The organism is Bartonella sp. AP58NXGY (assembly GCF_042195785.1).
In the GTDB taxonomy this organism is placed as follows: domain Bacteria; phylum Pseudomonadota; class Alphaproteobacteria; order Rhizobiales; family Rhizobiaceae; genus Bartonella.
This window is the reverse complement of the sequence record NZ_JBHIOY010000006.1, coordinates 1-26,540: the sequence shown is the minus strand read 5'-3', so window position 1 is coordinate 26,540 and position 26,540 is coordinate 1. Positions and strand designations below refer to the sequence as shown.

Sequence of the window (26,540 nt, the reverse complement as noted above, 5' to 3'; positions counted from 1 at the left end):
GTAAGGTGAGTTTTGTAATGAAGATTAAAATGCGTGGTCAGGATGTGAAGGTTTCTTATGGAGACAAAGAGGCACTCCATGGTATTACACTTGATATTCCTGAACATCAAGTGACTGCTTTGATTGGTCCATCAGGATGCGGGAAGTCAACTTTTTTGCGTTGTTTTAACCGTATGAATGATACAATTGAAGGTGCTAAAATAACGGGTCTTATTACCTTAGATGGGGAGAATATTTATGACACACGGATTGATGTTGTAGAATTGCGTGCTCGTGTTGGAATGGTTTTTCAAAAGCCTAGTCCTTTTCCAAAATCTATATTTGAGAATGTTGCGTATGGTCCACGCATTCACGGTTTGGTTAAAACACGCTCTGAATTGCATGATGTGGTTGAAAAGAGTTTGAGGCAAGCAGGTTTGTTTGAAGAAGTAAAAGACCGTCTTCATGATCTTGGAACAAGTTTATCAGGGGGACAACAACAGCGTTTGTGTATTGCACGTGCTATTGCGGTTAGTCCTGAAGTTATTTTGATGGATGAGCCTTGTTCAGCTCTTGATCCCATTGCGACAGCACGGATTGAAGAGCTTATCGATGCGTTACGGCAAAATTATACAATTGTTATTGTAACACATTCCATGCAACAGGCCGCACGTGTTTCTCAATATACGGCTATGTTTCATTTAGGGCATTTGGTAGAAGTTGGTGCGACTGAAATGATCTTTACCTCACCAAAAGAGCAACGGACGCAAGATTATATTACGGGGCGTTTTGGATAGGTGAATTGAGGAGTGTAAGATATGTCTATGAAACATACTGTCCGTTCTTATGATGCAGAACTAAAATATTTGAGAGTAAGGATTACAGAAATGGGGAGCCATGCAGAAAGGATGATTGAACGTTCTATCGCATCGGTTGTGTGTAGTGATCTTCAACTTGCAACGACAGTGATTGCCGATGATGTGTTTTTAGATGAAGCAGAACGTGACATTGATGAAAAAGCGGTTGCTATTATATGCAAACGCCAGCCGATGGCTGTCGATTTGCGTGAAATTATTGGAGCTATTCGTATTTCTTCTGATCTTGAGCGGATTGGGGATATGGCCAAAAACATTGCTAAGAGGACTGTTGCACTTTCAGAAATACGTCAATCTGCGTCCTTTTATCATGGACTTGAAACAATTACAGCTTTAGCGCTCAATCAATTAAAAGAAGTGTTAAATGCTTATACGAGTCGCCTATTAGAGCGTGTTGACGCTGTGCGGGAGCGCGATGAAAAGATTGATGCTTTGTATACTTCTCTTTTTCGTGAACTTTTGACGTATATGATGGAAGATATGCGCAATATTACGGTTTGTACGCACTTACTGTTTTGTTTAAAAAATATTGAACGAATTGGTGATCATGTTACCAATATTGCTGAAATGTTGCATTATATCATAACGGGTTATCATATGTCTTCTGATCGTCCTCGCGATGATCTTACTTATAAAGTTGGGGTAGGAGAGAAGAAAATAGATTAAAATTTTTCTTAGATGTATAAAATAGGTTTGTAGATCTATGGGGCATTTTCTTACAGTATAGCTACAGGAGGGGAATATGATGATATATTATGAAACAGCACAAAGGAGCAATAAAAATTTTTCAGAGGAGCATGGCAGGTTGTTAACTCTTGATTTGACATATTTGTCTATTGAATGATATCATTATTCATACTGTGACCGGAGGGGAGTTTTCTTTCTGATTATTTTGTTAAAATTTATATTAAGGGGATATCTGTATTGTTTTTTTCAATATTGATGCAAAAAGTTTTCATACCTAAATCTTTTTCGTATGTAGAATGAGGTGAGCGTATTGGGAAGCATATTATTTTCTTTGGATTGAAACGTAAGGGGTTTTATGGGCCTATGTTTCCCCATGAGGAGCGACAATATTGATCTATAAATTAAGAGTTTTAAATTTTTTATTTCGCATAGACACTTTTTATTACCACTTGTATTAAAATTTTACTGAGTGGTAACACTTAGCTGTATACTTTATTTCGAGATATATTTAAAGCTCATTTCAAAATTTGAATAGCTTAAAGATTATAGGAATGTGTTGCATAAGATGAAAAAAAGTCATTGGAATGTTTTTGTGACCTGTTGCGTAGCACCGTTAGTTGTTGTGGGGTGCGCTTCAAATCATTTAGATACTGGAAAAATAAATAATAATAAGGAAAAAACAGTTACGTATCCATTGACAGAGCGCCAATGCCTTATGCGTGCGATGTATTTTGAATCAAATCGCACAAGCCGTGAAGGAATGATTGCCGTTGGGACGGTTGTTATGAATCGTGTTAATTCAACCGCCTATCCTAAGACGATTTGTGGTGTTGTTGGTCAATATAAGCAGTTTGCTCCTGGTGTTTTAACGCGTCCTATGACGGAGAAAGCATCTGTTGCTCGAGTAAGAGAGGCTGCTGATGCTGTTTTGCGGGGTGAGCGAGATAAGAAAGTTAAAAACGCTAAGTTTTTTCATACGGCAGGTTTGTCTTTTCCTTATAAAAACATGCACTATGTTCATGTTGCGGGAGGAAATGCTTTTTATGAAAAACGATCACGCGATGGGTCACTTCAAATTCCTACGAATAATCGCCCTTATGATGTTGCGTATGCTTTTGCTCAAGAGCGTTCTGGTAATGCACCAAGCTTTATGGATGCAGGTTTAGAAAATAGGGGAATAACAACAGAAAAGAGTGTGTCTTCTTCGACAAAGGTAGCACAGTCCGAGACTGTCCATCCTACATCTTTTGCTATGGTAAAGCTTGATAAAGTTCCCATTCCCGCCTATGCGCCTCAACATCCAGCTAGGAAAGAAGAAAATAAACCGATTATGGCGTTACCTTCATCAGATCAGTTAAATGCAATTGTTGCAATGTTAGAAAAACGGTACACAAACCGATAATTTTTGCACGACCAAAGAAGTGTTTTTACAATCCATTGCAGTTTATGAATTAAGTGAACTCTTTAGCGATCATGATATCCATAATTATACGTGGAGAAAGTAAATTCAAAAGATATTGAATAACAATTTATAATATGACGACGAAAAGAACGCATTTTATTTAAAGAAGGGTATTGGTAATGTACTTTGATATTCATGAGACAATTTCGCCTGAAATGCTTAATCGTCTTGCAGAAATTACAGTAAAAGTGGGGCTGAATTTACAAGAGGGGCAGGATCTTGTCTTGACTGCTCCAGTTTCAGCCCTCCCTTTTGTTCGGCGTATTGCATATCATGCTTATAAGATTGGCGCGAATGTCATTACACCAATTTTTAGTGATGATATGTTATCGCTTACACGTTTTGAAAATGCTCATACGGCTAGTTTTGATTGTGCTCCTTCTTGGCTCTATGAGGGAATGGCGAAGGCTTATGAAAATGGGGCAGCACGTTTAGCGATTGTTGGTGATAATCCGTTGCTCTTGTCCAATCAAGATTTTGACAAGGTTGCGCGTTTAAATAAGGCGACTTCGTTAGCTTACCAGCCTGCTCTTAAAAAAATATCTAATTTTGCTATGAATTGGTCGATTGTTGCGTATCCAACAGCAGGATGGGCTGAGGCGATGTTTCCTTCTTTACCACTTAATGAGGCGATTAAGAAATTAGCAGATGCAATTTTTGCTGCTTCACGGGTTACAGAAGAGGACCCAGTGCATGCATGGAGTGTTCATAATGCAGCTTTGAAGCAACGGTCATCTTGGCTTAATGATCAGCGTTTCTCTGCTTTGCATTTTACGGGACCAGGTACCGATTTAACAGTTGGTTTGGCAGATGATCATGAATGGCATGGTGGTGCATCTGCAGCTCAAAATGGTGTTGTTTGCAATCCTAATATTCCGACAGAAGAAGTCTTCACCACGCCTCATGCTCATAAGGTTGAGGGTTTTGTTCGTTCGACAAAGCCTCTTTCTTATCAAGGAGCACTGATTGATAATATTGAGATGCGTTTTGAAGCGGGGCGTATTGTTGAGGCTCGTGCATCAACAGGTCAGGAAGTTTTGCAGCAGGTTTTGCAAAGTGATGAAGGGGCTAGTCGCTTAGGCGAAGTTGCTCTTGTTCCGCATTCTTCACCGATTTCTAAGAGCGATCTCCTTTTTTATAATACTTTATTTGATGAAAATGCTGCATGTCATATTGCTTTAGGGCAGTGTTATTCCAAATGCTTTTTAGATGGGGCATCATTGACAGCAGAAGAGATTGCAGCGCGTGGTGGTAATAAAAGTGTCATTCATATTGACTGGATGATTGGTTCTGGTGAAATTGATATAGATGGCATTACTCAGGATGATGAAAGAGTTCCTGTATTTCGTAAGGGTGAATGGGCTTAATTCTGTAATGCCGTAAAACACTGTCATTTAAGGTGGGGTGGTATGTAAACTTCATTAACGCGTTAAGTATTTTTAAAGTGCGTGGTGTATATTCAAGGCAGGGCTTGATTGTAGAGTCTTTAGTTGAGTAAATTCATGAGTAGGAAACCAAGAGAAAGCCACTCAACAAGAAACTGGATTGTTTACAGACCAGATGTTGTGGGAGTCTTCGTTTTTAAAGGAGGGGGGAAGAAGTCAATTTATCAGTCATACGATTGGAAAGTGTATAATTATTAAAGAAGAGTAATGCCTGAACTTCCCGAAGTAGAGACAGTTCGTCGTGGACTTGAGTCCGTTGTAACTAATGCAAAGATAGTGTCTATTAAACTTAATCGCAGAGATTTACGTTTTCCTTTTCCTGAGGCTTTTTCTGAGCGCCTTATCGGCAGGAAAATTATAGAACTTGGTCGGCGTGCGAAATATTTATTATTTCATCTTTCTCATAATGAAACGATTTTAAGCCATTTAGGAATGTCTGGTTCATGGCGTATAGAGCATGATATTTTGAGAAAAGCTTTTTCAACGAGAAATAAATTGGTTAAGCATGACCATTTTATCATGGATATTCAGACAAGGGATGGTGAGTTTTATCATCTTATTTATAATGATGTGCGTCGCTTTGGGTTTATGCTTTTAGTCGATACGGACAAGCTTTATGAACATCCGCTTTTAAATAAGCTAGGGCTTGAACCTATGAGTAATTCGTTTTCTGGTCGTTATTTACAAAAGGCTTTTGTTAATAAAAAAATGTCTCTCAAGGGCGTTTTACTTGATCAGTCTATTGTTTCGGGTCTTGGGAATATTTATGTTTGCGAAGCACTTTGGCGGAGTCGTTTATCTCCACAACGTAGTGCATTTACATTGGCATCAAAAACGACACGTGCACGTGAATTTGCAGATTCTTTAGCACAAAATATACGCAATGTGATTTCTGAAGCCATTTTGTCTGGTGGCTCTTCTTTACGTGATTATATGCATATAGATGGTTCACTTGGTTATTTTCAACACGCTTTTTCAGTTTATGGACGAGAAGGCAAGGAATGTTTGGAATGTGGAGCGCCTATTATACGTATTTTACAGGCTGGGCGTTCAAGTTTTTACTGCTCACAGTGTCAAAAATGAATAAGGTGTCTTGCAAAATCCTACAAGAGGCTTAAAGTCAGGTTTTTACAATTATACGAATATACGAGGCTTGAGAGGTTTTTTTTATGCTGAATAAAGTATTAACACATCTTGATGAGAATATAGGAAAGAGCCTTGAACGCCTTTTTTCTCTTTTACGTTTCCAATCGATTTCTACAGACTTGGCTTATAAGGATGAATGTCGTAAAGCAGCTGATTGGTTGGTAGAAGATTTAAAAACAATAGGTTTTGAGGCTTCACGGCGTGATACACCAGGTCATCCAATGGTTGTTGGACATCATCCAGGACCTTCAGATGATTGTCTGCATGTGTTATTTTATGGACATTATGATGTTCAACCTGTTGATCCATTAAATTTATGGGAAGATGATCCATTTAATCCTTCATTAAAGGAAAAAGATGGAGAAAAAGTTATTTGTGCTCGTGGCGCTTCTGATGACAAAGGTCAGCTCATGACCTTTGTTGAGGCATGTCGTGCATTTAAGAAAGAAACGGGGCAACTTCCCATTAAGGTTACTGTTTTATTTGAGGGAGAAGAAGAAAGTGGTTCTCCTTCTCTTGTTCCTTTTTTAAAAGAAAATAGGGATGAACTTAAGGCTGATTGTGCATTGGTTTGTGATACAGCAATGTGGGATGCTGATACACCATCTGTTTGTATTACTCTTCGGGGTATTTTAGGAGAAGAGGTTACGATTACGGCAGCCGATCGTGATTTGCATTCTGGTGCTTATGGAGGGGTAGCTGCCAACCCTATTCATATTTTAACAAAAATCTTAGCAGGACTTCATGATGACAATGGTCGTGTAACGCTTCCAGGTTTTTATGATGGAGTGGAAGAAACACCTTCACAGATTTTGCAATCATGGAATGCCCTGAATTGTACTGCTGAAAATTTTCTTGGTCCTATAGGACTTTCCATTCCTGCTGGTGAAAAAGGACGGAGCATTTTAGAACTTGTATGGGCGCGTCCTACAGCAGAAGTTAACGGGATTAGTGGTGGTTATGAAGGAGAAGGAATAAAAACGGTTATTGCTTCTCAAGCGAATGCGAAAGTATCTTTTCGTTTAGTGCATAAGCAAGATCCAGAGAAGATACGCCAAGCTTTCCGTCATTATGTGTGCGGTCTTATTCCTGCTGATTGTACTGTTGAATTTAAGGGGCATGGTGGTTCTTCTGCAATTCAAATTCCTTATGATTCACCTTTTATAAAGTCCACAAAAGAAGCTTTGTCGCAAGAATGGAGCAATCCTGCTATACTCGACGCTATGGGGGGATCAATTCCGGTTGTGGGAGATTTTCAGTCAATTCTTGATATGGAATCTGTTCTGGTTGGATTTGCATTATATAATGATCGTATTCATTCTCCCAATGAAAAGTATAATTTAAAATCGTTTCATAAGGGGCAGCGGTCTTGGGCGCGTATTCTTGCAGCTTTAGCAAATAGGAGGGTAAATGGCTGAGATTCGTGTTCATCAAGGTGATTTACCAAGCTTAGACAATTATAAAACTGATGCTATTGCGATTGATACCGAAACTTTAGGCTTACAACCGCATCGTGATCGTTTATGTGTTGTGCAGCTTTCTTCCGGAGATGGTACTGCTGATATTATACAAATTGCTAAAGGACAAAAGAGTGCACCTAATTTGGTCAAGCTTCTTGAAGATAACGCGGTTACCAAAATATTTCATTTTGGGCGTTTTGATCTTGCTATTTTAGCGCATACATTTGGTGTTATGCCAGAAGCTGTTTTTTGTACAAAAATTGCTTCTAGACTCACGCGTACTTATACGGATCGTCATGGCTTAAAAGAAGTTTGTAATGAATTGCTGAATGTGAATATTTCTAAACAGCAACAATCTTCGGATTGGGCAGCAGAAACGTTATCACAGGCACAAATTGAATATGCTGCGTCGGATGTGTTATATTTACATCGTTTAAAAGTTATATTTGAAGAACGCTTAAGACGTGAAGAGCGAGAAAGTGTTGCCAAGGCATGCTTTCAATTTTTACCTATGAGAGCTAGGCTTGATCTTTTAGGATGGGCGGAAGTTGATATTTTTGCGCATAGCTAACTTTAGAAATTGGCTTTTAAATGGCGTTAATTAGTTAATGCGAGAGGATAAAATGCTGATAATATACAAGCAGTTTTTTGTTCTCTCGTCTTTTCAAGAGTTACAATATAATTTTTAAGTTCTATTTCAATGGAAATTTAGGCAATAAAAGTAACATTGACGAATTTATATTTTTTGTGTTTGTAACAGCTTTTATTTGAAAAAAGCGGTTTTAAGGAGAGGCTGGAAACATACGGTAGGTTAGAAGGCTTAAATCTCTGAAACCGGTATACAGCCTAATTGGGGGAGAATATGAATGTGTAAATGTAAAAACCAAATCTCATCTTTACCATCATTTTTAATTTTGCTTTACGACTTTCAAAAGTATTTAAAGAAATGTCTGTTAAATAATAGAGATTACGTATTGCTTCATGCTTTTGTTTCTCATGTTTTTTAATGGATTTACGTTCTTCGTGTAAAACAGAACGCCCTAAACGGAATATATTTATGTTGCTAATTCATGTGCTTTTTTTTAAGAAACCGGCACTCAAGTCTATTTTACGGTGGCGCTCATAAAAGATATAACGATAAAGCCTCCAATCAATATAAAATCTATTGAACACTACCATCTTACGCTTATGGAGTTAACAAGCCGCTACCATCACACATTTTGCCAACATCCAATTTTGCGACAACCCTTGGCACTGGAGACGATTCATAAAAGGCATTTTTAGTCCTTTATTGTACAGTTTCACTCCACACAGCTCTCCCAACTTGTAACGTGCAAACAAATGGTTTTGATTGATTCAACATGAAAAAGATTTGGAATGAGAGAATCTTATGGTATTCAGGGTTCTCATTCAATATAAATAACGCTAAACTATTATTATAAATCAATATGTTATATGATTAATGTATAAAGATAACCACGATTATACTGAACAATGCAAGGAACGACTCCTAGAAAAGTTTGCTAGAAACAAGTCAGCAAGAGCACTTTTTACTAAATCAAAATGTTGCAATAGCTTTTGTATTTAAACAGATTCGGAAGCCCCCCCTTTTTTCAAGAGTCTTATCCATATATCAACCTCATTTATGACATGTAAGCGAATAATTTTGCTTAATGTATCATGAGCGAATTTAAAATAAGATAATCTTATGATACTGAGAGTGCTCATTCAATAGGGGGATTTATAAATCAATATGTTGATATGACATTTGCGTAGTTTATTCGCCCCAGACGATATTTTGTGCTTTTATGCATTGCCAAACAAGTGATTTCTATGTTTGTAAAGTGGGGCAATTTGCATTTATTTTAAAATTAAAATGCCTCAAAGTTTTGTTTTTTGAGGATTCTCACTTTTTATCTATAAACATGCTATTTTTTCTGGAAATTTGCAATGAAGACACTAGGTAAAATCCATTATGGATATTTGTGAGGTTAAATTTATGAATATAAAATATTTTATTACGGCTTTTGCTACGTTTGCTTCAATCTCTGTAGCTCAGGGAGCTTCTTTCTTGTCTTCTCAAAAGTTAATAGAGGGTGTACCTTCTCTTGTTCCTCCTATAGATCTTTTTTCTAGTGAACAGTTGAGCAAGATCTTCTCTGAAGTTGTTCAAATGGAACTTTCTTGCACGCATAACAACCAATGCATAACAGCAGCTAAGTTAGTCCCTGTGTTACATTCTGGTAAAAAAAGAGGTCATTATCCTAAAAGAGGATCAGGGAAAAGAGGACGACCAAACCTATTTGCACGAAGTCCAATGAGTTATTAAAAAGTAAAAAAACAACTTCAAGAGATCTAACGTATGATCGGGAATTGAAGAGAGGAGATATTTTTTATCATTTGAAAAGTGGAGGAGCAGTTGTTCGCAAAGGGTATTATAATTGTGTACGGAGGGGGGAAGAGTACTATTTGGAAAGATATGGGGAAGTGGATTTCGGTGCAAGAGTACTCTGTATAATGGCAATCCTCGTTACAAAATTCATGGATTTGGATAAATATAGCCTCCGGATTTTGGGTTACGCTATTATGCTGTAAATACTGTCATTTTAAGCGTGACTATACAGTGCATATAAAACTCCTTGATTAAGTGTTTTTAGAGTAGGGCTTGTTCAGAGGGAGCCTTTAGTTAAATGAATCACATGGGGAAGGAGCTAAGAAAAATTCTCTCGACAAGAAACTAAGCTGTTTGCAGAGAGGATCTGAGAGGATACTTCATCAAAATCGCGTGAAGAAACAAAAATATTAAATTTTTGATCTTTGATGGTATGCTTCGACTACAGAATTTATAAAATATTCATTTGTCTATGATTCAAAATATCAGATATTTTTTCTGCTAAATCTATGATTTTTTAAGAAAGGTATGTTTGAAAACTTTAAGAAAGATTTCTCATTTTTTCAGCTTTAAGGAGATTTCTATAAAGTTTTAATGTTTATCATACCGGTTGTCTGTCTTTAGGCATTTTTTTTCAATTTAGTCTTGTAAAGAAGTATGAAATGATAGCCTACAAATAAGGCTGAAGCTCTGAAAAGACTTTACTATAGATTGAGAGAAGAAAAAAATGGTAAGTATGTCAAAAAGGAATAAATTCCTAAATTAAAAACAAAGAGCAAGCGTGATGAAATTGCATGGTAATTTTGTTGCAGTCCATAGGGTAGTGGAGATCTTATTTTGTGCGGTACAAGCATTCTTTACAATGATGAAAAAACAATCAAAGAGCTATTCACATTTTGTTATGCGAAGGATGAAGCTAAAAACGTTGTTTGTATGAATTTAAATAGAACGGTTGCATTTGGCTGTTCTCAATATTTTAACAGTTCTCGCTATTTTTGATATTGAGAGTATTCATAGGTGGCATTTTAGCCTTTAATAGTTTTATTTATCCACACACATTTGCTCTTTTGTGATGTACAGGGGAATGGTTTTCATTATTTTAATATAAATGAGAGCATCTTCAATAGTGCAGGTGAGCTATAAAAGACAATCTTTCATAGCCATAGTACATGCTTTACACGGAGGGGGGGAGCACAGATTTTTTGCAAAATTCATAAAGGAGAGCAAATGTGACGAAAAGAGATCCTTTGTGCAGTGGCATAGTTTAATTCTTATTTATTACAGATCAAGCAATTAAAGGTGCTTGGAGTGGCTTTTTGTTTTTTTTATGAGTGTATCATTTTTGCTACAGATATCTAGAGATAGGGCTCTATATGAAATGGTGTGTTCAAATAAATATTCAGCTATGGAGAGAAAATATGAATATGAAATGGTTAATAACAGCTTCTGCTTTCGCTTTTGTTTCAGCTTCAGCGGCGCAGGCAGCAGATGTTATTGTTCCCCCGCGTCCAACCCCTGTTGCTCCCGTTATTGTTGCTCCAACTTTTTCTTGGACAGGTTTCTATCTTGGTGGGCAGCTTGGTGGTTTTTCGGGTAAAACGAAGATGGATATTCTTGCTAAAGGACAAAAGATTCCAGTAGATGACGATTATTTGCCTAAACTATCTGGTTTCATGGGTGGTCTTTACGCAGGTTCCAATATTGATCTCGGCAATGGCCTTATTTTAGGTGTTGATACAGATATCATGTGGTCTAATAAAGATGACACGAAGACAGGAAAAACATATGTCATTGCCCCAGAACACATCAATTATATTAACAAGGTATTAAAAGACGCTGCAATTAATATTGGTAAAGATGCGCTGAAACCTGGCGCTAAACGAACCCACAGTTTCACTTTTAAAGAAAAGTGGGCTGGTGCAACGCGCGTGCGTATTGGTTTTGCAGCTGAACGCATTATGCCTTATGTTGCTGGTGGTATCGCTTATACACAGCTTCAAGATAGTGCGTTGATTTCAATAACAGATAAAGATTCAGACAAAGTAATCGCTTCTGGTACTCTGTCTGATGAAACAAAGACCCTTGTTGGTTACACTTTTGGCGCTGGTGTTGATTTAGCAATGACCAATAATATTATTGTTCGGGCAGAATATCGTTACTCAGATTTTGGTAAAAAGAAATTCTCAAATGATAAATATGAGACTTCTTACAAAACCAATGATTTTCGTGTAGGTGTTGCTTACAAATTTTAACAGATGGTAAGTTGAATAACGAAGAGGCTCCGTCTTTGACAGAGCCTCTGTTATTTTCTGTTGCTATATTATCACACAACACATAATTTATTGTGGATATGAAAAGATATTCTTCAGATTTTCTTAAAAAAATCATAGACAATAAACAAGAATTATATTTAAAATCAGTAACTTATTTATATATAAAGTTTGTAATTTCCTGTACAAAATCAAGCTATGAAGCGATTTTGTCTGGGATGTGTCCTCCATTTTCTGTGACTGTATCATTTTTACTACAGCTTTTCTTTCTGTAATCTTGTAGCACTTTGCTCATAAATAAATTAGGAGCAAAGTTTATGAATATAAAATCTTTAGTAACAACTTCTGTTATCGCTATAGCGGCAGCTTCTGCAGCACAAGCTGCTGATGTTGTCATCCCTCGTGAAACAGCCCCAGCAGTCATCGCAGCAGCCCCTTCATTTTCTTGGACAGGCTTTTATATCGGTGGTCAAGTTGGTAACTTTTCAGGTAAAGTTGATGTAGTTGATTCAGAAACAAAAAAGAAAATTACAGATAAAGACTGGACACCTAAGCCTTCTGGTTTCATGGGTGGTATTTATGTAGGTTCCAACGTAGATCTTGGTAATGGCCTCATTCTAGGTGTTGAAACCGATGCAGTCTGGGCTGACCGCGAAGATTCAAAAGCGCATTCAGCAGTCATTGGGGAAGCAGGACTTCAAGCTTTCAAAGATGAGCTTACAGAAGCTAAAGCTACACCTGCTACAGGAAAAACTATTGCTGGTATCGTGGCGACTGACAAACGTGTAGAGGGCACCTCTTTAAAAGAAAAATGGTCTGGTGCTACACGCGTTCGTATTGGTTTTGCAGCCGTTGATCGCATTTTGCCTTATTTCGCTGGTGGTATTGCTTATACGCAGCTGCAGGTAGTCGATTCTCTTAAGGCAGAGACAGCTAAAGGTGCCGAAATCGCTTCTGCTAAAGTGTTTGATGAAACGAAAACAATGGTTGGTTTCACTGTAGGTGGTGGTGTTGATTTCGCAATGACAGACAATGTTTTGTTGCGTGCAGAATACCGTTACTCAGACTTTGGTAAAAAAGCATTTGTAAAGGATGGGGATAAAATAGCTTACAAAACCAATGATTTCCGTGTAGGTGTTGCTTACAAATTCTAATTTCGTAAAAACGAAATGATGAAGACAAAATAAATTGTTATGAGGCTCTGTCGAAGACGGAGCCTCTGTTATTTTTCTATTGCTATATTATCACACACCCCATATTTATTGGCGGTGTAAAATATATTCTTCGGATTTTCTTAAAAAGATTTTCATAAACGAGAGACAATAACTACGATGTAAAATCAATATCTTATGCATATTTATAACTTACAATTTATTGTACGAAGTGAAGTTATGAAATGATTTTATCTTGGGTTTGTCTTTCATTTCCTATGGTTGTATCATGTTGACTACAGCGTTTTTCTGTAGTTGTATAATACTTTGTTCCTAAATAAGTTAGGAGCAAAGTTTACGAATATAAAATCTTTAATCATAATTTCTGTTATCACTATAACTACAACTTTGCGACACAAGCTTCTAATGCTATCATCCTTGGTGAAGCAGCTCCAACAGGTATTGCTGCTCCTACTTTTTTGAACAGGTTTTTTATCGGTGGTTAAGTTGGCAACTTTTCAAGTCAAGTTGATCTATTTTATTTAGAGATAAAAGAAAAAACTCCATACAAATATGGATTGCCTAAGCCGTCTGGTTTCATGGGTGGTATTTATTTTGGTTCCAACGTAGATCTTGGAAATGTCCTCATCTTAGGTGTAGCAACAGATGCAGTCTGGGCACGACCGTGGAAATACAAAAATGCACTTAGAGGATCTTGAGGCGTATGAGATATAAAAATTTAGCCAAAATCTTATAAATGCTGGCGTTACTTTGGCTGATGCAGAAAAGCTTCACGATGATGATACAATAGTTTATAATTTTTACTGAAGAAGAAAAATGGTTTAGTGTAACATGGTCCCGTATTAGTTTTGCAGTTGCTAATCGTATAATACCTTATTTTGCTGATGGTATTGCTTATACGCAAATGTAGGGCATTCCCGCAATTAAAGTGAAAAAAGAGACTGGCTGATAATACTGGTCAAGTGATCGCTTCTGATAATTTGCATGATGAAGACAAAGACACTGGTTAGTTTCATCTTAGGTGTTGACTTTGTAATGACAGACAACGTTCTGTTGCGTGCAGAACACCATTACTCAGACTTTCGTAAGGAGCAATTTGCAAAGGATAGACTAAGCTACAAAACAATGGCTTTCGTGTAGGTATTGCTTACAAGTTCTAATTTTGTCAAAAGCGCAATTATGAATACAAAGTATTAATAAAAAATTAAATTTCCAAAAGATCTTGACTTTTACAAAAGCGCTGTTTTCTCGGTTTTTTATTTGCACAATTGTGACATTTTTACTACAGCTTTTCCGTTTATAATCTTGTAGGATCATCTTGTAGTTAATTTAGGAGCAAAATTATGAATACAAAATCTTTAATAGCAACTTCTGTTGTCGCTTTGATTTCATCTTCTGTAGCACATGCAGCTGATGTCATGATTCCTTATGAAGCCGCACCAGCAGTTATCACAGCTCCTTCGTTTTCTTGGACAGGTTTTTATCTTGGTGGTCAAGTTGGCAATTTTTCAAGTAAAACAAAATTATCTGTTCCAGGAGCAGACAAAGAACTTTACAAAAAAGATAATACACCTAGTCCTTCTGGTTTCATGGGTGGTATTTATGCAGGATCTAACGTAGACCTCGGAAATGGTCTCATTCTGGGTGTTGAAACCGATGCAGTTTGGGCAGACCGTGAAGAATCAAAAACAGCCCGTGAATTGACTCTTACTAAAGAAGATGTGGCATTTTTTAATAATGCCTTTGAAAAAGCTAAGGTTGAACTAAAAGATCAGCAGCAGTTTGAAATAGGTGACAAAGTAACGGAAAAACACAGTTATAAAGAAAAATGGTCTGGTGCTACACGCGTTCGTATCGGTTTTGCTGCTATTGACCGCATTATGCCTTATGTTGCTGGTGGTATTGCCTATGCACAGGTACAGGGCATTCAGTCAGTTGCAGGAAAAGGAGAGAGAGCTAAAGTTGAGCAGAAAGCTGATGTGGTGGAAAACCCACCAGTTAAGCAAAATGTAGATTTGACTGGTGGTACTTGGGCTGATGACACGAAGACAATGGTTGGTTTTACTATTGGTGGTGGAGTTGACTTTGCAATGACAGACAACGTTCTTTTACGTGCAGAATACCGTTACTCCGATTTTGGTAAAAAGAAATTCGCAAACGATACACGTGAATTCAACTACAAAACCAATGACTTTCGGGTAGGTGTCGCTTACAAGTTCTAATTTCCTAAAAATGAGATTATAAGCACAAAAAAATACGAAGGCCTCGTTTAACGGGGCCTTTATTTTATTAGCCATTTATTTTAATCTCTCTTAATCCCTTCTTGTTTTTATTGTTTCATTTTGTGTTATAAAGCTTTAAAGAAAAAAGTTGTCTATTATAAATGTCATACAAAATATTGATTTATAAAGATAATTTAACATTATTCATGTTGAATTAGATTCTCGAATACCGTAAAATTTTCTCATTTCAAATCTGTGTATGTTGAATCAATAAAAATCACTTGCTTGCACATCACAGGTAGGATGAATGTGTGGATAAAAACTATAGAAGAAAGGACTAAAAATGGCTCTTATGAACCGTCTTAATGAAAGGGCTGTAGCAACACTCACGAGCTGGCAAAGTGTGTGAGGGTGCCGGCTTGCTTCTCCATAAGCAAATTGGTTACATATATAGAGATTTTATAATTACTGATTAATAAAATCTTATATCACTGCTGCTATTTCACGCTTAAGTGAAAAGCGTTCAATTAATCTCAGAAACAGGAAAAGATCATAACCAGTGACTAACTTTAGCCTCCTTTTATATGCTAGTTTAGAGCGATCGTACTACATATATCCTGTTAGAGTACTCTCTGAAACGGAAATACAGTTTCATTGGAGAGGCATATAAAGTTATAAAGATAAAAATCAGTTTTCAACTTTGTCTTCTTCTTTTAATTGAGTTTTATGATTTTCAAAAGCATTGAGAGCAATGTTTTTTTAATAGTGAGGATGATGCATTGTTTTGCGCTTTTATTTATTGCATTCTTTAATGGGATCACACCTCTTATGAAAACAAAATGCCCCAAACGGACTATATCGTTGTTACGTATTCACACGCTTGTTTTAAAGAAATATTTCTCAGGGCATATCATATCCGTTTCATGTCAAGATTCGTGAATAGTATAAAGCGATAATCCCCCAATATAATAACTCCATTGAGTACTACGACCTTTATGCTTAATAAAAAGAGTAAACTGGCACCATCATACACTGTACTAGCCACCAATGTTTCAGACAGACCTTAGCTGTTAAGAGCGTTTATAAAAAGTATTTTTAATCTTGTCTTTAATATTTTTTATTGACATGCTCCATCCCGTTTATGACATACACAGAGACATGGTTTTGATGGTTTCAACATGGAACAGGTTTTAAACGAGAGAATCCTACGGTATTAGATTTTTTTATTAAACATACAAACAATAAGTTATCTTTATAAATCAAAGTGATGTGTTAGGACGACAAGATTTCTGAAAAAAATCTAAAAGTTTTTTTTATGAATGTTTTATTTTATGAAACTTTTAGGGTGCTTGGTTTTAAAAAAGGCAATATTTTATTTCACTGTTTGCACTGGCATTGATTTTGCAATAACAGATAATAGTTTATTGCATGCAGAGTGCTGTTATTCAGATTTCGGTAAAAAGAAATTTATAAAGAATATTATCATTAACAGTTATGCGAAAATTTAATGGAAATGAATCCAACTTTAAGACACATAATTTTAGTGTGATTTAATTTACAAATTCTCATTGAATACAAAACTAAATAGTTAAGAAAGCTTATTTTCAAAAATCCTTTATTTTTTTGTGAGTGTGTTATTTTTGCTACAGATATTTCAAAAAAGATACTCTATATACATTTCATTTTGGATATTTGGAGAGATTTTATGAACACAAAACGTTTAATAACAGCGTCTATTTTTTCTTTAATTTCGGCATCTACAGCGTTAGCTGCTGATGTTCTGATTCCTCATCAGCCAGCATCATCGACTTCTTCTGCCATTGTTGCTCCTACTTTTTCATGGACAGGTCTTTATTTAGGTGTCCAAGCCGGTGGTTTTTCGAGCAAAGCGGATATGGCTCTTATTGATCAAGAAAAGAATTTCTCGCTGGATAAAGAGTTCTCTCCTAAACTTTCAGGTTTTGCAGGTGGTTTTTATGCAGGGTCTAATATCGATCTCGGTGACAGCTTTGTTTTTGGTATTGATACGGATTTAATGTTATCTGGAAAAAAACACACAAAAACCATAACCATAGGTGCATCTAATAACGCTACAGTAGAGAATGCAGTAGGAAGAGCCCGCAGATCAGCAGAAACACAAACTCTTTCAACCCCACAAGCAAGCACACTAGGAAATGCTTCAGGACAGCCTGCGGCAATATTGCCTAAACAGGCGGAATCAGAAAAATCTACACCAGCAACAAGTGCAGAAACTCCACCAGCAGAACCTACTGCAACACAATCCAGTCAAACACAAGATGGACAAATGGCCCTAGTTCAACAATCAAATGCAGGAGCAGGACAATCAAATCACTCAGCAACAACTGGCAGTTCTTCTACAATATCGTTAAAAACGCAATCTGCCTCCTCAAAGACAGAGACAGTATCAGATACAAGAGGCACTTCGGTAAGCGAGGTAAGTGGATCACAGCCAGGTGTACCTACACAAGTATCCTCTAGCACAGAGACAGGAAAACCACAGCAGTCACAACCCCTCTTATTGGCAAGATCGTCTGTGGGAGGTGAAGCAGTAGAAGTAGGCACAAGAGGATCAAGTGTTCCTGCGCAACCAGTTGTAACAAAAGCAACACTTTCTGTTCCATCAACAGAATCAAGTAAGCAGGCAGCAAAAACACCTACATCAGTAGAATCATCATTAGCAGAAAGAACAATACCGAGTGCACCACTTGTACTGGCGAGATCAGGATTATCTGGAACAGATCCAAAAACTTCCAATGGGACAAACGGTGCTCATTCGCGCGTTTCCTCTAATGGAACTGGAGGTGGACATGTTCATCCACATGGTGCATCTCACGGAGGTGGGCATAGTTCTGTTGCATACTCGCATGGTTCTCGCCCACATGCTTCTTATCCTCATGGTGGACAGAATATGGCTGGACACGGTGCACAAAGTCCCCAAGTGGCAGATAAGAGCAATTCCAGTGTATACGGTATAGAACAAATCAAAAAGGTTGCTTCTGAACTTGCTCTGGATCAAGAAGATGAAGTTGAAGCTTTAAACCATACTTTCAAACAAAATTGGGGTGGTGCTACACGGGTACGTATCGGTTTTGCTGCTGATCGCTTTATGCCTTATCTTGCTGGTGGTATTGCTTATGGGCAGTTCCAAGACACTGTATCAATATCTGTTAAGGGTGAGGATGGAAGTGTCGTTTCTTCTAAAAACTTAACTGATGAGACAAAAACCATGATTGGTTACACTCTGGGTGGTGGCATTGATTTCGCGATGTTGGATAATGTGATTGTACGTGCAGAATATCGTTATTCCGATTTTGGTAAAAAGAAATTTGCAAAAGAAAAACTTGAAGTTAATTACAAAACCAATGATTTCCGTGTTGGTGTAGCATACAAATTTTGATCTTTTTTAAGAGTAAATTTCTAAGAGGCTCCACTAATAGTGGAGCCTTTATTTTTTTTAATCATTTTTTGGTTTCTTTTCTTGTGAATTTCATGTTAAAGCCCATAAAGTGTAATGATATATTTTCTTGATCGCTGCTTAATACGAATGATAAGCTCGGATTTCCCTATAGATAAAAACCAGAGTTGCAGGGTTCAGGGAAGTTATGCAAAAGTAAACTCGTAAAAGTGGACAGGAATATTTCACAATGACTGTGAAAAATGAAACAATAGATTATTCAAAAACTCTTTATCTCCCACAGACAAATTTTCCCATGCGTGCAGGTCTTCCGCAAAAAGAGCTTGAATTGATGGCGCATTGGGAAAATATAGGGCTTTATGCGCAATTGCGCCAACAAGCAAAAGATCGTCCATTTTATATTCTTCATGATGGTCCACCTTATGCAAATGGTCATATTCATATCGGGCATGCTTTAAACAAAGTTCTAAAGGATGTGGTTGTTCGTTCATTTCAAATGCGCGGTTTTAATGCAAATTATGTTCCTGGTTGGGATTGCCATGGGCTTCCAATTGAATGGAAAATTGAAGAAAAATATCGAGCACAGGGAAAAAATAAGGACGAGGTACCTCTGAATGAGTTTCGTCAAGAATGCCGTGAATTTGCACAACATTGGGTAACCGTTCAAAGCGAAGAATTTAAACGCCTTGGTGTTGTGGGAGATTTTAACACACCTTACACTACAATGGCTTTTCATGCAGAAGCACGCATTGCTAGTGAATTGATAAAATTTGCTATGTCAGATCAGATTTATCGTGGTTCCAAGCCGGTGATGTGGTCTGTTGTGGAGCGTACGGCTTTGGCAGAGGCTGAGATTGAATATCATGATCATGAATCAGAGGTGATTTGGGTTAAGTTTCCTGTTTTTGAAGCAAATTCTGATGATTTATATGGTGCTTATGTCGTCATTTGGACAACAACACCATGGACAATTCCAAGCAATCGTGCAGTGAGTTATTCTTCGCAAATTTCTTATAGTATTTACGAAGTTGAAAGTGCTGAAAATGATTTTGGTCCTCAAGTGGGAGAAAAGCTTCTCTTTGCAGACGCTTTAGCGGTGAGTTGTGGAGAAAAAGCCAAACTTGTTTTGAAGCGTTTGCGTGTTATTTCTTCTGAAGAGTTGAAAGCTCTTGTTCTTTCTCATCCACTCAAAGGTTTAGCTGGGGGGTATAACTTTAAAATTCCATTGCTTGATGGTTCGCACGTAACAGAGAGTGCTGGTACAGGTTTTGTCCATACAGCACCAAGCCATGGGCGTGAGGACTTTGAAATTTGGAATGATTATAAGTCCTTACTGGAGCAAGCGGGGATTGATTTATCTATACCGTTTCCTGTTGATGATGCAGGGTTCTATACGAAAGATGTTCCAGGTTTAGGACCAGATCGTGAAGGAGGACCTGCACGTGTTATTGATGATAATGGAAAAATGGGGGACGCCAATAAAGAGGTCATTAATGCTTTAATTAAAGCAGATCGATTGTTTGCACGGGGGCGTTTAAAGCATTCCTATCCGCATAGTTGGCGTTCAAAAAAACCCGTTATTTTTCGCAATACACCACAATGGTTTATTTCAATGGATAAAGATTTTGGGGATGGTTCAACTTTACGTAGTCGGGCTTTGGAAGCTGTTTCAAAAACGCGTTTTGTGCCATCTTCTGGGCAAAATCGCCTAGCTTCTATGATAGAAGATCGTCCTGATTGGGTTCTTTCTCGTCAGCGTTCTTGGGGTGTTCCTATTTGTATTTTTGCGAATGAGGATGGTGTTATTCTAAAAGATGAAGGTGTGAACGAGCGTATTTTACGGGCTTTTGAAGCAGAAGGGGCAGATGCATGGTTTGCTGAAGGAGCACGTGAACGTTTTTTAGGTGAGCGTGCACATGAGCTTTGGGTACAGGTTTATGATATTTTGGATGTTTGGTTTGATTCTGGAGCCAGCCATAGCTTTGTGTTAGAAGATCGGGCTGATTTAAAATGGCCTGCTGATGTTTATTTTGAAGGTTCAGATCAACATCGCGGATGGTTCCAATCTTCTCTTTTGGAAAGCTGTGGTACGCGTGCTTGTTCTCCTTATAAGGCCGTGATCACACACGGTTTTACTTTGGATGAGAATGGTAAGAAAATGTCTAAATCTTTAGGCAATACGGTTGTTCCGCAAGAGATCATTAAAACATCTGGAGCTGATATTTTTCGTCTTTGGGTGATGACAACAGATTATTGGGAAGATCAGCGTTTAGGCAAAAAAATACTTCAAACAAATGTGGATTCATATCGTAAACTACGCAATGCAATTCGTTGGATGCTTGGAACTTTAGCACATGATGATGGAGAAGAAATATCTTATGGTGCACTGCCGGATCTTGAAAAATTTATATTGCATAGGCTTTTTGAACTTGATCAGTTGATTCATCGCGCTTACGATGAGTTTGATTTTAAAAAGATTATGCGTGCATTATTAGATTTTTCAATCATTGAGTTATCGGCATTTTATTTTGATATCCGCAAGGATTCTCTTTATTGTGATGCGCCTTCATCAAAAAAACGCAAGGCCTCCTTGCAGGTTGTCCGTGAGATTTTTGAGCGTATGGTAACATGGCTTGCTCCAATGTTGCCTTTTACTATGGAAGAAGCTTGGTTAGAGCGTTATCCAGAAAGCCAATCAGTGCATTTGGAACAATTTCGCTCTGTACCAGGAGAATGGCAAAACCAATCTTTGGCTGAGCGTTGGAAAAAAATTCGGCAGGTCCGTAAAGTTGTGACAGGTGCTTTAGAACTCGAACGCGCTGATAAGCGTATTGGATCTTCTTTGGAAGCTGCGCCTGTTGTTTTTATTTCTAATCCGGTTTTACGAGAGGCATTAGAAAATGTGGATATGGCGGAGATCTGTATCACCAGTGCTCTAACAATTACGCAGGATACAATTCCTTCCGATGCATTTACTTTGGATGATGTTGAAGGTGTTGGTGTATATCCAAAGAAAGCGTTGGGAAAAAAATGTGCTCGATCATGGCGTTATACACAAGATGTTGGGAGTGATCCAGCTTATCCGGATGTATCTGCTCGTGATGCTGCTGCTTTGCGGGAACTACAGATTCTTGGTAAGATTTAAAATTTTAAATCAAAGGAAAGAAATGCAAGTATATTTCTCATATTGATGAGTATAGTTTTTTGTGGTACAAAGTAAATTCCGTTATTTTGTCTGCAGGGGGGAAATTTGTGTATGGACCGTTCTCTCATAAATAACGGGAATATTAATCAGCCATATACTTAGGAAATGGAATAGGCAGTGAGAAAACGTGAAATAAAAATATTTCCAATAGGAATTTTAGGTATATGCTTTGTTTTAACGGGATGTAATGCGCCTACCTATGGTACCAATAAACCAGTTTCGATACAGTTTTTTGAAGATGTTGCTAATATTACTTCCTTAACACCAACAAATAATAGCAGCCAGATTGTCATGAAACCTCATCCAAAACTTGTAATACCAAGCCCTAGTTCACGCAGATTTTTGCCGGTCCCACAACAAGATAGATCTGTCAATGAAATAGAAGCATCGAAGCAGCATCGAGAAAGTACTCCTTTTCCTCACAAAGGATCGTCAGTTAATGGCGCTGGTTCAAAAAATCCTTCACAGTTGAGTGCGAAGCAACGACAAGAATATTTACGTCGTCAGAGAGCACAAGTTGGAAGTTCAAAATACCGTCGCTATCTCACTGAACCACCTTTAAGTTATCGCCAACCGGCAAAAATTGCACCTATTGGTCGATAAGAAAAAGACAAAATAAAAGTATGCGAAGTATTCTTCTCATTACTTATGACACCAAGTTCTCGTTCATGCAGCGTTATAATGCTGCTGCAAGCTGGTTGTTATTTCCATGAAATAGCAATATGGCTATAGCATCGAGAGAGTGGTTCGGCGTTGCTTTTTTAACAAGAAATATCTTTTAAGTCCATTTCACAACGTTGTTTGTGTGGATAGTATAACATGAAAGCCATTGAAAATTAGCATCTTTATTCTTATGAAGGAGAGAGCTTATACCATCATTTTGTTTTTCAGACTCCAATGTTGTGACAATTTTTGCATTTGAGAGCTTTCATAAGAGACATTTTTAGTCTTTTCTAAATCGTTTTTTATCTAGACAGTAACCTCACTTATGATGTGCCAATAAAGGATTTTATTGATTCAACGTCATTTGAAATGAGAGTATTCCACGATATTTTGAACTTTATAGTTTATATAAAAATATTTTATATAAAAAGAAATGAATTATTTTTATAAATCAATATGTTGTATAATAGAAACAATATGCAGTATTAAATATGCAGTATTAAAAGAGTGTGAGAGAAAAAATATTTTGAAATAGCTTTCGCTATATCAGAAGGATGAATAATCTTTTTTAAGAAATAGGATAGTTTCTAAAGAGTGAAAGCTATGGAAGAAGAATTATTTTTAGTATCGCTTTTGTACAAAAAAATCTTTAAGTAATTGAGTTGCTTCTTTTTCTTTAAAACCAGAATAAATCTCAGGTTTGTGATGACAGGTTGGTTGCTGATAAAAACGTGGACCATTTTCTATAGCACCTCCTTTGGGATCATTTATTGCGTAATAGAGACGTCGTATGCGTGCAAATGAAATGGCAGCGGCACACATAGCACAAGGCTCAAGTGTTACATAAAGATCGCAACCAGGAAGCCTTTCGCTTTGCAATGTTTTGCAAGCCATACGGATTGCGCGTATTTCTGCGTGTCCTGTAGGGTCATATGTAGATTTTATAAAGTTACCAGCGCGTGCAATGATAGCTTTTCCACGTGTAATGATAGCACCTACGGGAACTTCATCTTTTTTTGCAGCTTCTTGCGCTTCTAAAAGGGCTATTTCCATGGGTGTCAAAGTCATAATATTCTTTCTACTGAAGGTATAGAAAATCTAAAGGTTATCTCGATAAGGAATGCTATGGAATGAATAATTTATTACGCTTTTATAATGAAAAGAATACCTCTATTTTTTAAAGAGTTTAAAACAAACTTGCAAGTCAACAGATACATTATTGTCGTTAAAGGATAGAAAATGATAAATGATTATGCTACTTCATTTTTCAGGATAAGCGGTATGGTGCATGTGAATAATTTTCTGAACATACTTGCAAAGATTGGTTTGAAACGCAAATGAATGAAAATAATGAGAGTGAACGAATTGCTAAAAGGTTAGCGCGTGCTGGTGTTGCTTCGCGTCGAGATGCAGAAATGATGATTGTTTCAGGTCGTATTTCTGTGAATGGTAAAGTCGTGAAAACGCCAGCTTTTAATGTTAGCCGCTCTGATGTTATTAAAGTTGATGGCAAACTTTTACCTCCTATAGAACGAACGCGTTTATGGCTTTACCATAAGCCAGCAGGTCTTGTCACCACGAACCGTGATCCTGAAGGCAGACCTACAGTATTTAGTAATTTACCAAAAGGAATGCCGCGTGTTCTTTCTGTTGGAAGGCTTGACATTAACACGGAAGGGCTTTTGCTTTTAACCAATGATGGTGGCTTAGCGCGTGTATTAGAACTTCCTGTAACGGGGTGGGTCCGCAAATATCGCGTCCGTGCTCATGGAAGAGTAAAACAGAGTGCGCTGGATAACCTTAAAAATGGTATTGCGATTAATGGTATTTTTTATGGTTCAATTGAAGCATCAATTGAACGCGAACAAGGGTCGAATATATGGCTTTCTGTTGCTTTGCGAGAAGGAAAAAATCGTGAAATAAAGAATGTTTTAGGTGCATTGGGATTATCAGTTAATCGATTAATACGTGTATCTTATGGTCCATTTCATCTCTCTGATTTAGAAGAAGGAGCTGTGCAAGAGTTAAAAGGGCGGATGTTACGAGATCAGTTGGGGGAGCGTTTGATTATGCAAGCCAATGCAGATTTTGATGCTCCTATTCTTAAGCCATTTTCAAATTCTGCAGTTGTTGCAGAAAAGCAAAGCCAGAAAGATCTTTCTGTTGCAAATGATGGTTGGGTTTTCTCAAGTGAAAGGGTGATACGACGTCGCTCAAGAGATGGTTCTGTTGAACATAGTCGTGCACGATTAAGTACAAAATCTCATGAAAATGTAAAAAAGGAGAAAAGTGAAGAAGGAAAAGTAGAGTGTTTTCTACCGCGTTCTCGCCGTGCTAATGTTTGGATGGCTCCTGGTGCACGTCCGCAAAGTGCACGTAGAAAGCCTTCCTATAGTGAGGAGAAATCGCATGGTTATAAGAGCGATTTAGATGGTAGAAAGTCCTTTCATCGAGGCAAGGAAAAACTAAAAGAAAGTTCGTCACACAAAGAGAAGAGGGAAAGTTTTGTTCAAAAACGTGGCAAAATATCTTATGACGGGACGCATCCCTTTGGTAAGAAAGATCGCTTTTTAAAGGATAAAGAGAAAATGATAAAAGGTTGTCATGATGAGCGTTCTTTTGAGAGAAAGAAAAAAGTAAAATCATTTGGTGGTGCTATGAAAAAATCTAAATCACAGAGTGATGGTGCAAAAACTTCGAAGCGATTTGGAGGTCCGCGTGCGGATTATAGGCGGTAAATTTGCTGGTCGTGTTTTATTTTCGCCTGTTAATCAGTCGATTCGCCCAACGAGTGATCGTACACGTGAAAGCCTTTTTAATATTCTTTCTAGCCGTGAAGAACAATTTTGGACCAATAAACGCATTCTTGATCTTTTTGCTGGTACGGGGGCTTTAGGCATTGAAGCACTTTCACGTGGAGCAAAGGCTGCTGTTTTTGTTGAAAATTCAGTTGAGGGGCGTGGGGTACTTCAAAAAAATATCGAAGCTTTTGAATTGCAAGGGGTTGGACGGATTTTGCGTCGTGATGCAACCAAACTTGGCAATATTGGAACAATGCTTCCCTTTGATGTTATCTGCGCTGATCCTCCCTATAGCCGTTGTTTAGGTGAACGTGCTTTTGTAGAAGCTTTGCGAGGAGGTTGGGCAAAAGCTGATACACTCTTCATACTTGAAGAAAAGAAAGATACAATGATTCGTTTACCTGACGTCTTTTATCTAGATGATGAGCGTTTTTATGGTGAAACAGCAATACGTCTCTATAAATTACGATCGCTTACATCTTGAGAAAGTTCTTGTTTTTATCCGATAGGGTGATGTTTCTTCACAGTTTTCTTCATTTTATATGTTTTTTAAAAGGTTAAGCAGAAAATCAATAAAAGATTCTAATGTTAAAGGAATTGATGAATTTTTATTAGCTTTACTACAGAAGGATGTTTTTTCTCCAATAGGATATATATTCCTCGATAATAGTATGATCTTTTTTGTCTAATTTCTTTCTGCTATACCTTAATCATCACATTTCATCAGCAGTTGAAAGCTTTAAGCTATGCAGTCTACATTTATATCTTATATGATGCGTAACTTCTATTTTTGTTATTGTATAAATTTAAAAAAGATAGTTTGTTTATTATTGAAAATATTGTTCATTTATCCTGAATATTTGTGTGTTTAGTTTAGTAGTATCTCTTGTTGATTTAATCATTACATATTAAGTAAATTTGAGAGTATTAAGTATCTTATCGTTGTGCAGCTTTAAGGATACTTTTTATATTATTCTTTAGCAATAAAGCTAAATGATTTCTAAAACAGGGGAGATTATCGTGTTTAAATGGATGTATAGCGAAGAAATTAACACAAAAGCAAGTGCTGAGCAAATTTGGGTTATATGGGAGGATGTAGAAAAATGGCCTTCTTGGGCATATTATATTACAATAAAATCAAATATATTAAGCAAATATAAGGGAATTTAAAGATTATTGATTCTATTATATTTTTTTGCCTCTATCCCTCATTTTTTTGAAGTTTTTTAATTGCCTCTATTGCGAGCTTTTTACGATCTGCACTCTTTGTATAAAGGGATGCCATCTGATCTTCTGTCCAGCCAAAAATTGCTTTCAATTGTGAT

The 26,540-nt window shown here is 37.2% G+C and carries 18 protein-coding genes and 1 pseudogene; 17 read left to right on the top strand and 2 right to left on the bottom strand.

Going from position 1 to position 26,540, the window contains the following annotated elements; all coding sequences use genetic code 11:
• The first annotated feature begins 17 nt into the window (after window positions 1–17).
• The 14 genes from pstB to ACFINC_RS05280 all read left to right on the top strand — a co-directional run bounded on the left by pstB (window position 18) and on the right by ACFINC_RS05280 (window position 22,354).
• Window positions 18–776 (top strand): phosphate ABC transporter ATP-binding protein PstB, encoded by a 759-nt coding sequence (gene pstB, locus ACFINC_RS05345; protein WP_012230692.1) that lies wholly within the window; start codon window positions 18–20, stop codon window positions 774–776.
• A 21-nt stretch (window positions 777–797) separates the two neighbouring features.
• Complete coding sequence (phoU, locus tag ACFINC_RS05340) at window positions 798–1,520, top strand: phosphate signaling complex protein PhoU (RefSeq protein ID WP_375616415.1); 723 nt, start codon at window positions 798–800, stop codon at window positions 1,518–1,520.
• A gap of 586 nt (window positions 1,521–2,106) precedes the next feature.
• Complete coding sequence (locus ACFINC_RS05335) at window positions 2,107–2,943, top strand: cell wall hydrolase (RefSeq protein ID WP_375616414.1); 837 nt, start codon at window positions 2,107–2,109, stop codon at window positions 2,941–2,943.
• Between the two features lie 179 nt (window positions 2,944–3,122).
• A complete protein-coding gene (locus ACFINC_RS05330; RefSeq protein ID WP_375616413.1) occupies window positions 3,123–4,370 on the top strand; it encodes an aminopeptidase in 1,248 nt (415 codons plus the stop codon).
• 285 nt (window positions 4,371–4,655) lie between these two features.
• On the top strand, window positions 4,656–5,531 hold the full coding sequence (gene mutM / locus ACFINC_RS05325; RefSeq protein WP_375616412.1) for a bifunctional DNA-formamidopyrimidine glycosylase/DNA-(apurinic or apyrimidinic site) lyase: 876 nt from the start codon (window positions 4,656–4,658) through the stop codon (window positions 5,529–5,531).
• A gap of 86 nt (window positions 5,532–5,617) precedes the next feature.
• Window positions 5,618–7,012 (top strand): M20/M25/M40 family metallo-hydrolase, encoded by a 1,395-nt coding sequence (locus ACFINC_RS05320; RefSeq protein ID WP_375616411.1) that lies wholly within the window; start codon window positions 5,618–5,620, stop codon window positions 7,010–7,012.
• Window positions 7,005–7,625, top strand: coding sequence for a ribonuclease D (locus ACFINC_RS05315; RefSeq protein WP_375616410.1), 621 nt, complete (start codon window positions 7,005–7,007; stop codon window positions 7,623–7,625). Before ACFINC_RS05320 ends, ACFINC_RS05315 begins: the two co-directional genes overlap by 8 nt.
• 1,404 nt (window positions 7,626–9,029) lie before the next feature.
• Window positions 9,030–9,383, top strand: a complete 354-nt coding sequence (locus tag ACFINC_RS05310) for a hypothetical protein (protein ID WP_375616409.1) — start codon at window positions 9,030–9,032, stop codon at window positions 9,381–9,383.
• Between the two features lie 1,481 nt (window positions 9,384–10,864).
• Window positions 10,865–11,698, top strand: a complete 834-nt coding sequence (locus ACFINC_RS05305; RefSeq protein ID WP_375616408.1) for an outer membrane protein — start codon at window positions 10,865–10,867, stop codon at window positions 11,696–11,698.
• 335 nt (window positions 11,699–12,033) lie between these two features.
• Window positions 12,034–12,870, top strand: coding sequence for a porin (locus tag ACFINC_RS05300; protein WP_375616407.1), 837 nt, complete (start codon window positions 12,034–12,036; stop codon window positions 12,868–12,870).
• 1,361 nt (window positions 12,871–14,231) lie between these two features.
• Window positions 14,232–15,110, top strand: a complete 879-nt coding sequence (locus tag ACFINC_RS05295; RefSeq protein WP_375616406.1) for an outer membrane protein — start codon at window positions 14,232–14,234, stop codon at window positions 15,108–15,110.
• Window positions 15,111–16,815: 1,705 nt separating this feature from the next.
• Complete coding sequence (locus tag ACFINC_RS05290) at window positions 16,816–18,528, top strand: outer membrane beta-barrel protein (RefSeq protein ID WP_375616405.1); 1,713 nt, start codon at window positions 16,816–16,818, stop codon at window positions 18,526–18,528.
• A gap of 247 nt (window positions 18,529–18,775) precedes the next feature.
• A complete protein-coding gene (gene ileS / locus ACFINC_RS05285; protein WP_375616404.1) occupies window positions 18,776–21,691 on the top strand; it encodes an isoleucine--tRNA ligase in 2,916 nt (971 codons plus the stop codon).
• A 177-nt stretch (window positions 21,692–21,868) separates the two neighbouring features.
• A complete protein-coding gene (locus tag ACFINC_RS05280) occupies window positions 21,869–22,354 on the top strand; it encodes a hypothetical protein (RefSeq protein WP_375616403.1) in 486 nt (161 codons plus the stop codon).
• A gap of 681 nt (window positions 22,355–23,035) precedes the next feature.
• Here the strand turns inward: ACFINC_RS05280 and ACFINC_RS05275 are convergent.
• Window positions 23,036–23,482: a nucleoside deaminase gene (locus tag ACFINC_RS05275; RefSeq protein ID WP_375616402.1), complete on the bottom strand. Its 447-nt coding sequence runs from the start codon at window positions 23,480–23,482 to the stop codon at window positions 23,036–23,038.
• A gap of 269 nt (window positions 23,483–23,751) precedes the next feature.
• Between ACFINC_RS05275 and ACFINC_RS05270 the strand changes: the two genes are divergently transcribed.
• The 3 genes from ACFINC_RS05270 to ACFINC_RS05260 all read left to right on the top strand — a co-directional run bounded on the left by ACFINC_RS05270 (window position 23,752) and on the right by ACFINC_RS05260 (window position 26,385).
• Entirely contained in the window at window positions 23,752–25,152 is a 1,401-nt protein-coding gene (locus ACFINC_RS05270) for a pseudouridine synthase (RefSeq protein WP_375616401.1), read from the top strand.
• Window positions 25,133–25,699: a 16S rRNA (guanine(966)-N(2))-methyltransferase RsmD gene (gene rsmD / locus ACFINC_RS05265; protein WP_375616400.1), complete on the top strand. Its 567-nt coding sequence runs from the start codon at window positions 25,133–25,135 to the stop codon at window positions 25,697–25,699. Before ACFINC_RS05270 ends, rsmD begins: the two co-directional genes overlap by 20 nt.
• Window positions 25,700–26,208: 509 nt before the next feature.
• Window positions 26,209–26,385, top strand: coding sequence for a hypothetical protein (locus ACFINC_RS05260; protein ID WP_375616496.1), 177 nt, complete (start codon window positions 26,209–26,211; stop codon window positions 26,383–26,385).
• A gap of 31 nt (window positions 26,386–26,416) precedes the next feature.
• On the opposite strand, the pseudogene ACFINC_RS05255 reads toward ACFINC_RS05260, so the two are convergent.
• A pseudogene (locus ACFINC_RS05255) lies at window positions 26,417–26,540 on the bottom strand (integrase); the annotation flags it as partial.